The sequence below is a fragment of the Lentiprolixibacter sp. genome (genome assembly GCF_982873095.1).
This window is the reverse complement of the sequence record NZ_CEYNTP010000104.1, coordinates 1-8,992: the sequence shown is the minus strand read 5'-3', so window position 1 is coordinate 8,992 and position 8,992 is coordinate 1. Positions and strand designations below refer to the sequence as shown.

Annotated in this window: 9 protein-coding genes, 1 pseudogene and 1 riboswitch; of the genes and pseudogenes, 9 read left to right on the top strand and 1 reads right to left on the bottom strand. The window is 46.2% G+C overall.

What is annotated here, in order from left to right; translation table 11 throughout:
* The coding region (locus tag AC4E7D_RS07745; protein ID WP_490173237.1) for a sodium/proton-translocating pyrophosphatase at positions 1-1,039 on the top strand (1,039 nt) is incomplete at its 5' end.
* 61 nt (positions 1,040-1,100) lie between these two features.
* Here the strand turns inward: AC4E7D_RS07745 and AC4E7D_RS07740 are convergent.
* Complete coding sequence (locus tag AC4E7D_RS07740; RefSeq protein ID WP_490173236.1) at positions 1,101-1,715, bottom strand: deoxynucleoside kinase; 615 nt, start codon at positions 1,713-1,715, stop codon at positions 1,101-1,103.
* Positions 1,716-2,026: 311 nt separating this feature from the next.
* On the opposite strand from AC4E7D_RS07740, the gene metK reads away from it, so the two are divergent.
* The 8 genes and pseudogenes from metK to AC4E7D_RS07700 form a co-directional block, all read left to right on the top strand.
* Positions 2,027-3,283 (top strand): methionine adenosyltransferase, encoded by a 1,257-nt coding sequence (gene metK / locus AC4E7D_RS07735; protein ID WP_490173235.1) that lies wholly within the window; start codon positions 2,027-2,029, stop codon positions 3,281-3,283.
* Between the two features lie 75 nt (positions 3,284-3,358).
* A riboswitch (SAM riboswitch) is annotated at positions 3,359-3,467 on the top strand.
* A 122-nt stretch (positions 3,468-3,589) separates the two neighbouring features.
* Positions 3,590-4,888 (top strand): O-acetylhomoserine aminocarboxypropyltransferase/cysteine synthase family protein, encoded by a 1,299-nt coding sequence (locus tag AC4E7D_RS07730; protein ID WP_490173234.1) that lies wholly within the window; start codon positions 3,590-3,592, stop codon positions 4,886-4,888.
* Positions 4,889-4,953: 65 nt separating this feature from the next.
* Positions 4,954-5,970 (top strand): annotated as a pseudogene (locus tag AC4E7D_RS07725) (alpha/beta fold hydrolase); the annotation flags it as partial.
* Between the two features lie 107 nt (positions 5,971-6,077).
* Positions 6,078-6,494 (top strand): RrF2 family transcriptional regulator, encoded by a 417-nt coding sequence (locus AC4E7D_RS07720; protein WP_490173233.1) that lies wholly within the window; start codon positions 6,078-6,080, stop codon positions 6,492-6,494.
* A 169-nt stretch (positions 6,495-6,663) separates the two neighbouring features.
* Positions 6,664-6,927: a DUF2061 domain-containing protein gene (locus AC4E7D_RS07715; protein ID WP_490173232.1), complete on the top strand. Its 264-nt coding sequence runs from the start codon at positions 6,664-6,666 to the stop codon at positions 6,925-6,927.
* A 26-nt stretch (positions 6,928-6,953) separates the two neighbouring features.
* Positions 6,954-7,577, top strand: a complete 624-nt coding sequence (locus tag AC4E7D_RS07710; RefSeq protein WP_490173231.1) for a phosphoadenosine phosphosulfate reductase domain-containing protein — start codon at positions 6,954-6,956, stop codon at positions 7,575-7,577.
* 69 nt (positions 7,578-7,646) lie between these two features.
* Positions 7,647-8,552, top strand: a complete 906-nt coding sequence (gene cysD / locus AC4E7D_RS07705; protein ID WP_490173239.1) for a sulfate adenylyltransferase subunit CysD — start codon at positions 7,647-7,649, stop codon at positions 8,550-8,552.
* Positions 8,553-8,614: 62 nt separating this feature from the next.
* Positions 8,615-8,992: GTP-binding protein (locus tag AC4E7D_RS07700; RefSeq protein WP_490173238.1), on the top strand; the 378-nt coding region annotated here is incomplete at its 3' end.

Sequence of the window (8,992 nt, the reverse complement as noted above, 5' to 3'; positions counted from 1 at the left end):
TAAATTAGATGCTGTTGGGAATACTACCGCAGCTATTGGGAAAGGTTTTGCGATCGCTTCTGCTGCGCTTACCGCCCTGGCACTTTTTGCCGCCTTTATGAAAACCGCTAATGTTACTGCTATTGATGTATCCAGGCCCGATATCATGGCCGGATTACTTATAGGAGGCATGCTGCCCTTTGTATTTTCTTCACTATCCATGGGTGCTGTGGGTCGCGCAGCCATGTCCATGATCGAGGAAGTAAGGAGGCAGTTCCGCGATATCCCACAACTGAATGCCGCCCTTGAGGTAATGAGAAAGTACGATTCGGATATGTCCAAAGCTTCTGCTGAAGACCGTAAGATTTTTGATGCAGCTGACGGAGTTGCCGAATATGAAAAATGTGTCGCAATATCTACCAAAGCCTCTATCCGGGAGATGGTTCTGCCCGGGATACTGGCTATTGCCGTACCAGTGGCAATAGGCTTTATCGGGGGCGCTGAAATGCTAGGAGGCTTGCTGGCAGGAGTTACCACAGCCGGAGTATTAATGGCGATCTTCCAATCCAATGCTGGAGGTGCCTGGGACAATGCCAAAAAGATGATCGAAGCAGAAGGCAGAAAAGGGACAGATGCCCATAAATCTGCTGTAGTAGGGGATACCGTTGGGGATCCGTTTAAAGATACTTCTGGCCCTTCTCTGAACATTCTCCTCAAGCTGATGTCTGTTGTTGCCCTGGTTATTGCGCCGAGTATTGCCATATCTGCCGATGCAGTTACCGCATACAATGAAAGTGAAATGGCTACAGAAATGGTCCAGAAAGAGATCAAGAAGGAAGTCACTGTGGAAATGGAAGACCTGGGAGACGGTCTTTTCAAGGCTGTGGTTACTACCACTATCAATGAAGACGGAACCGTTAAAGAAGATCAGCAGGTCTTTGAAGGGACCAAGGAAGAGGTAAAAGCTAAAATCGCGGCCTTAGATGAAGCGGACGATACCCTTCAGGTAAAGATCGAGAAGGTGGTCAAAGAGGTTGAAGTTGAAGAAGAGCAAAAATAGCTAGGAATATAAAAATAAAAAAGCCCTGATTATCAGGGCTTTTTTTATTTCTTGTAGGATATCAGAACAATCCGTGGATTTCTGCATCTATCTTGTTGATCACCTCCCCCAGGTGTTCCGGATTGTCCACGAAATCAATTTCGTCAACATCGATGATCAGCATTTTCCCCTTCTCATAACTATGTATCCAGGCCTCATAGCGTTCGTTAAGCCGGCTGAGGTAGTCAATGGAGATCGTATTTTCATAATCCCGCCCCCGCTTGTGGATCTGGTTCACCAGATTAGGAATGGAACTCCTGAGGTAAATCAGCAGGTCGGGGGGTAGTACCAGGGATTCCATAAGTTCGAAAAGACTGGTATAATTGCTGAAATCCCGGTTGGTCATCAATCCCATAGCATGTAGGTTGGGCGCAAATATATGGGCATCCTCATATATGGTCCGGTCCTGGATTACATTTTTACCACTTTCCCTGATTTTCAGGATTTGTCGGTACCGACTGTTCAGGAAATAAATCTGGAGGTTGAAGCTCCAGCGTTCCATTTTGTTGTAAAAATCATCCAGGTAGGGATTGTCAACGACATCCTCAAAATGGGCATCCCACCTGTAATGTTTGGCCAGGAGTTTGGTAAGCGTAGTCTTTCCGGCACCAATATTTCCGGCAACAGCTATGTGCATTTTAGATGAATGGTTTTAGGATTACATTCGTAATTTCAAAGGGATACAATATACAAAGTATCTCGGGTACGAGAAAAAATAGTTGTTGAAATACGGATTGAAATTTGGGCGGATCAAAATTTTTATTTCCTGTGCAATTACGTACTTTTGCGATCTGAATTTAAGAGGAGAGATTTGACTGATTGCAACCTCTATTCCGCAAAAATGTGGATATGAAAAATGCTAAAGCAGTAGTTTCCCTGACAAAGGGAATTTATTGACTTCACACCGCAATCGGACTCCATCTCTTCTTCACCCAATAAGGTTACAAAATGTCGTATTTATTTACTTCGGAATCGGTTAGTGAAGGCCATCCGGATAAAATCGCTGACCAGATCAGTGATGCCCTGCTTGATAATTTCCTAGCTTTTGACCCGAATAGCAAAGTAGCTTGTGAAACCCTGGTTACCACGGGGCAGGTGATCCTGGCCGGGGAGGTGAAGAGCAAAACCTATGTGGACTTGCAGCACATTGCACGTAATACCATCAACAATATTGGCTACACCAAAGGGGAATATCAATTCAGCGGGGATTCCTGCGGGGTGATCTCCCTCATTCATGAGCAATCTGCAGAAATCCACCAGGGGGTGGTCCGGAAACGCAAGGAAGACCAGGGGGCCGGGGATCAGGGGATGATGTTTGGTTATGCCACCCGGGAAACGGAGAATTATATGCCCCTTGCCATTGATATTTCCCACAAAATACTGGAAGAGCTGGCCGTGATCCGGCGTGAAGAAAAGGACATGCCCTACTTGCGCCCTGATGCCAAGGCACAAGTGACGATTTCCTATTCTGATGAACATGTTCCTGAGCGAATCGATACGATTGTAGTTTCTACCCAGCACGACCCTTTTGATGAGGATGATGATCGTATGCTGGCGAAAATCAAAGAAGATGTGATTGGTATTCTGATCCCTCGTGTGAAGGCCAAATTACCGAAGAATATCCAGGAGCTGTTTGACGATGCGATTACCTACCATGTTAATCCTACTGGAAAATTTGTCATTGGAGGCCCACATGGGGATACCGGGCTTACCGGTCGTAAGATCGTAGTGGACACCTACGGGGGAAAAGGGGCCCACGGGGGTGGTGCGTTTAGCGGTAAAGACCCCAGTAAAGTGGACCGAAGCGCTGCTTATGCCGCAAGACATGCGGCCAAGAATCTGGTTGCAGCAGGTGTCGCAGATGAGATACTGGTACAGGTGAGTTACGCGATTGGGGTAGCAGAACCTACCTCAATATTTGTGGACACATACGGGACGGCCCATGTGGAGATATCTGATGGGGAAATCGCTAAAAAGGTGGCAGCGCTATTTGATATGCGGCCCTACTCCATAGAAGAACGCCTTAAACTCCGTAACCCGATCTACCTGGAAACCGCTGCCTACGGGCACATGGGAAAGACCCCGATAAAGGTGAAAAAGGTATTTGAATCACCTTACAGCGGCAGAATTGAAAAGGAAGTGGAACTCTTTACCTGGGAAAAACTGGATAGGGTTGACGCCATAAAAAAGGCCTTTGATTTGTAATTTTATCAGATAGGATTAGGAAATTCCAAATATCTGTGGTTATATTTGGCATTCAAAGTTCAAACACGTATTGAATAGTTATCAAGAAAGGTGGAGGGAATAGACCCAATGAAGCCTTAGCAACCCTTTGCTCCCAATGCAGAGAAGGTGCTAAATTCTATCCCAGTTTTGGGGCAGATAACAATCCGCAGCTCAGGCTGTACATCTTCTTTCTTATAACTTTTTGATTTTACCCGATATCCCGCGATATGGGACATGGGGGTTTGGCTTTTTATTTAATCTAATTATTAATTAAAAACAAAAATCATGAGTGAACAAAAATTTAGTACCAATGCCCTGCATGCCGGGCACGATCCGGCAGCCAACGGCGGAACACGAGCAGTGCCCATTTATCAGAGTACCGCCTATGTCTTCAAGGATTCTGACCATGCAGCTAATCTTTTCTCCCTTGCGGAATTCGGGAATATTTATACCCGGATAAACAATCCCACCAACGATATCCTGGAACAACGCCTGGCCGCTTTGGAAGGAGGTATTGCCTCGGTGGTAACTTCTTCGGGGACTGCAGCTATCAACACCGCCCTGTTGGTTTTGCTTAAAAGCGGAGACCATATCGTGGCTTCTAACAGCCTCTATGGAGGCACGTTTAACTTGTTGAGCGTAACCCTGCCCCGTTTGGGTATTACCACCACCTTTGTGGACCCGGCCGATCCTGAAAATTTCGGAAGGGCTGTTAAGGAGAATACGCGAGCGTTTTTTGTGGAATCCCTTGGCAACCCAAAACTGGACGTGCTGGACCTCAGGGCAATCTCGGAACAGGCGAAATCCGCCCGGGTTCCATTTATCGTAGACAACACCGTTGCATCACCAGCCTTGCTCAACCCTATAGCGCATGGGGCCAATATAGTGATCCATTCCCTGACCAAATACATTAACGGGAACGGGACTGCATTGGGGGGAGCTATCATCGATGCCGGTACGTTCGACTGGGCGAACGGGAAATTCCCGGAGTTTACAGAGCCCTCACCCGGATACCACGGTTTGGTCTATCACGATGCCCTGGGCCCTGCAGCCTTTATTGCCAAAGTGAGGATTGAGGGGCTTCGCGACCACGGTGCCTGCCTCAGCCCATATAACGCCTTTCAAATCATACAGGGACTTGAGACCCTTGAAGTGCGGATAAGGAAACACAGTGAGAATGCGCTCTCACTTGCTCAATGGCTGGAAACCCGCGAAGAAGTAGCCTGGGTAAATTATCCGGGACTGCAAAGCAGCAGATATCACGGGCTGTCAGCGACCTATCTTCCGAAGGGACAAAGTGGTATCGTGACCTTTGGCGTGAAGGGGGGCTATGAATCGGCTAAAAAAATAGCAGATACTACCCAGCTTTTCTCCCTTTTGGCGAATATAGGTGACACCAAATCCCTTATCATTCACCCGGCAAGTACCACGCATCAGCAATTAAGCGATGCTGAACAGGAGGCTACAGGAGTTACCAAGGACCTGATCCGCCTTTCAGTGGGTCTGGAGGACCTTGAAGACCTGAAGGCCGATCTAGAAGCAGCCTTTGCCACACTGGATGTTCCGGTACCGCTTAACTACTGAAATAAGCTCATTTAAATGGGGGTTTCCTTACCAAACGGAAAGGTTTTCCCCCAGAAATCAAAAGGATGGAGGAAACAGTTACAGTACTTGATTTTATCGATATTCCCGGGTTTACCACCTACAGTGGATGGCAACAGGATATTAAGCTGTCCTATCAGTGCTTCGGCAAGGAGTTGCACACGGCTCCTGTAGTAGTGGTTAACCATGCCCTTACCGGAAATTCTAATGTAGCCGGAGAAACGGGCTGGTGGTCCGAACTGGTAGGCGCCGGAAAATGCATCGACACAGAAAAATATACTGTACTGTCCTTCAACATACCTGGAAATGGATACGACGGTTTCCTGATCGAAAATTACAAAGGCTTTATCGCCAGGGATATTGCAGCACTTTTTATCAAGGGCCTGGAGCATTTGTGCATCCATGAGGTGTATGCCATTATTGGGGGCTCCCTTGGTGGAGGCCTTGCCTGGGAAATGGCCGCTTTACGCCCTGCTCTCACAAAGCACCTTATACCCGTGGCAACCGACTGGAAATCCACCGACTGGCTGATTGCCAATTGTCAGATTCAGGAACAATTCCTATTGAACTCCAGGCAACCTGTGCACGACGCCAGGATGCACGCCATGTTGTGTTATCGCACCCCGGAGTCCTTCAAGCAACGCTTCAAAAGGAGCACCAATGAGGAACTTCAGGTATTTAATGTGGAGAGTTGGCTTATTCATCACGGCAAGAAACTGCAGGAGCGTTTTCAGCTTTCGGCCTACAAACTGACCAATCACTTATTAAAAACCATAGACATCACACGAGAAGGGGAAACGGCCTTTACGCAACTTCAGGAGAGTGATACCCACATCCACATCATCGGTGTAGATTCAGACCTGTTCTTTACGGCTAATGAAAACCGTGATACCTACAGGCAACTGGCACGGGCTAACAGCAATGTGACCTATGGCGAAATTCGCTCGGTTCATGGCCACGATGCCTTTCTCATGGAATTTGAGCAGATGGAACAGCTGCTTGGACCAATTTTCAATCCGAAAATACGTGAAAGGCGTTTGAAGTTCCTGAATTTCAGGAGTAAATTCTTTAATCTCAGTAAAGATAATAAGGATTTGGTGGCAGGAAGTAAGACGAGATACAGAGAAAGACCGGCTCCGCTGTCTCAACTGATTTTGCCTATATTTATTGGATGCTTTCCAAAAAAACAAAATATGGACTAAAGGCCCTGGCCTATCTGGCTTCCATACAGGACCGGCAGCCTGTGCAGATAGCACAGATTGCAAAGCATGAAAATATCTCACAGAAATTCCTGGAGAGTATCCTGCTCACTTTGAGAAAGGCAGGGATACTGGGATCAAAGAAAGGAAAGGGAGGAGGGTATTACCTCTTAAAGCAGCCGGATGAAATTCAGATGACAGTTGTGATGCGAGCATTAGAAGGTCCGATTGCCATGATACCCTGCGTAAGTTTGAATTTTTACGAGAAATGTGCGGATTGTGAAGACGAGAATACTTGCGTTGTTAACAAGTTAATGCTAGACGTACGCGATAGTGCCCTTCGCGTCTACAGGAATACTACCCTGGAAGACCTGATTTCCCGAAACTAGTAGGGGTTTTTGAGCAATTCATTGCTATATCTTCAATTTTGCAACAGTATTTGCTAAAAGTCTGTAAAACTTCAAGGAGATAGGACAATCTCATCCCATCGGATTAGGATATGAAATTTTAAATAGTACATTTGTAAACTCTAGTTAATCGATAGGATATATATTATTTATGTTTCTGGACTACCTCTGGATTGGCAAGAACGCAGAGAAAAAACGACTGGATTCCGGGACCCTGGAGGAGAGGCCGGAACGAAGTATAGTAAAATCTATCAGTTGGCGCATATTGGGTACGACCGATACTGTGGTCATTTCCTGGATTATTACCGGGACCCTTTCCCTCGCTTTTTCAATCGGGTTTGTAGAATTACTTAGTAAAATGGTCTTGTATTTTATCCATGAACGCATATGGAATCGGGTAAGATGGGGTAAATAGTGTAGGAAACTAAAAAAGATATTTTTATGGACATTTCACAAAAAACAGTTGACCAGCTCAATGCAAAGTTTCGGGAAGCCTCACCGGAGGAAATCGTTTCCTGGGCTTTGGATAAAGCAAACCGCGCCATCATAACCACCAATTTCAGGCCGTACGAAGTGGCAATTCTACATGCTGTGAGTGAGGTAAACCCCAGCGTGCCGGTTATTTGGTGCGATACGGGTTATAATACTCCAGACACCTACAGGCATGCCGAGGATGTTATTACACGTTTGGGTCTTTCCATTAGGCTTTATGTCCCTAAACAAACAAAAGCATACCGGGACGTAAGTATGGGTGTTCCGAATATTGACAATCCGAATCACACCCTTTTCACAGAACAGGTTAAACTGGAACCTTTCAGGAGAGCGATGAAAGACCACCAGCCGGATGTCTGGTTTACCAATCTTCGAAAAGGACAAACGGCGCACCGGGATAAGCTCAACATTTTCAGCATAAGCAAGGACGGGATTCTTAAGGTTAGCCCTTTTCATTACTGGAGTGACCCGGAGTTGGATGCCTATTTGGAGGAAAGAAACCTTCCCAATGAACATCACTATTACGATCCAACTAAGGTACTGGAGCACCGGGAATGCGGATTGCATACCTAATTAAACATTCAAATAAAAAATCTAACACGTTCTGATTTGGAGACAATAATTAGCAATTTGACCAAAACGATGCCCCTGGCCACGGTACCGAATAACGATCTGGAACACGAAGCTATTTATATTATCAGGGAGGTGGCAGCGCAGTTTGAGAATCCAGTACTGCTTTTTTCGGGAGGCAAGGATTCCATAACCTTGGTCCGACTGGCGCAAAAAGCGTTCTATCCCGCAAAAATTCCATTTCCGTTGCTGCATATCGACACGGGCCACAATTTCGATGAGACGATCAACTTTCGCGATCAATTGGTAAAAGATCTCGGTATGGAATTGATTGTAAGACACGTCCAGGATACAATTGATCAGGGAAGGGTAACGGAAGAACAAGGTAAATACGCAAGTAGGAATACCTTGCAGACAACAACGCTGTTAGATGCTATAGAGGAGTTTAAGTTTGATGCCTGCATTGGTGGGGCCAGACGGGATGAAGAAAAGGCCCGTGCCAAGGAAAGGATCTTTTCCGTGAGGGATGATTTTGGACAGTGGGATGAAAAAAACCAGCGGCCAGAAGTTTTTGACATGCTTAATGGTCATATAGACCTCGGCCAAAACGTAAGGGTGTTCCCGATCAGCAATTGGACCGAACTGGATGTTTGGAGTTATATCGAAAAGGAAAAAATTGAGATTCCTTCCCTGTATTTTGCACATAAGCGGCACACTTTTATGAGGGATGGATTAATATGGACTGCGGCTGATGACATCGTATTCCGGTCCGAGGATGAAATCGTGAAAGAGCGCTGGGTAAGGTTCAGGACCGTGGGGGATATGTCCTGTACAGCTGCGGTTGAATCCCGTGCTGATAGCATCGAGAAAGTAGTGGCTGAAATCCGCGATTCCAGGATCTCTGAAAGGGGAGCCCGCATAGACGATAAGCGATCGGAAGCAGCAATGGAAAAACGAAAACAACAGGGATATTTTTAAAGGGTTTATTCTTCAGATCAATTTTTAATGGAAGCACGCCGCTTCAAAAAAACCTATTCATGATGAATGTTGTAAAAATTGCGACTGCTGGCAGCGTAGATGATGGAAAGAGTACGCTGATTGGGAGGTTGTTGTACGATACCCATAGCCTTACGGAAGATAAGCTGGAGGCCATAGCGTACAGCAGCAGAAAAAAAGGATATGATTACCTTGATTTCTCCCTGGCCACAGACGGTCTTGTCGCTGAAAGGGAACAGGGGATTACCATTGATGTGGCGCACATCTATTTTTCAACCCAGAACAGAAGTTATATCATCGCGGACACCCCGGGTCATGTGGAATATACTCGAAACATGGTAACAGGGGCGTCTACCTCTGAGGTAGCAATTATATTGATAGATGCGAGAAAAGGGGTGGTGGAGCAAACCTATCGCCACTTC

What these genes read in the sequence shown, in the direction of transcription:
- AC4E7D_RS07730 (WP_490173234.1), top strand. Translation starts at nt 3,590, where the DNA reads ATGAGTGAACAAAAATTTAGTACCAATGCCCTGCATGCCGGGCACGAT.
- AC4E7D_RS07715 (WP_490173232.1), top strand. Translation starts at nt 6,664, where the DNA reads ATGTTTCTGGACTACCTCTGGATTGGCAAGAACGCAGAGAAAAAACGA.
- AC4E7D_RS07710 (WP_490173231.1), top strand. Translation starts at nt 6,954, where the DNA reads ATGGACATTTCACAAAAAACAGTTGACCAGCTCAATGCAAAGTTTCGG.
- cysD (WP_490173239.1), top strand. Translation starts at nt 7,647, where the DNA reads ATGCCCCTGGCCACGGTACCGAATAACGATCTGGAACACGAAGCTATT.
- AC4E7D_RS07720 (WP_490173233.1), top strand. Translation starts at nt 6,078, where the DNA reads ATGCTTTCCAAAAAAACAAAATATGGACTAAAGGCCCTGGCCTATCTG.
- metK (WP_490173235.1), top strand. Translation starts at nt 2,027, where the DNA reads ATGTCGTATTTATTTACTTCGGAATCGGTTAGTGAAGGCCATCCGGAT.
- AC4E7D_RS07740 (WP_490173236.1), bottom strand. Translation starts at nt 1,715, where the DNA reads ATGCACATAGCTGTTGCCGGAAATATTGGTGCCGGAAAGACTACGCTT.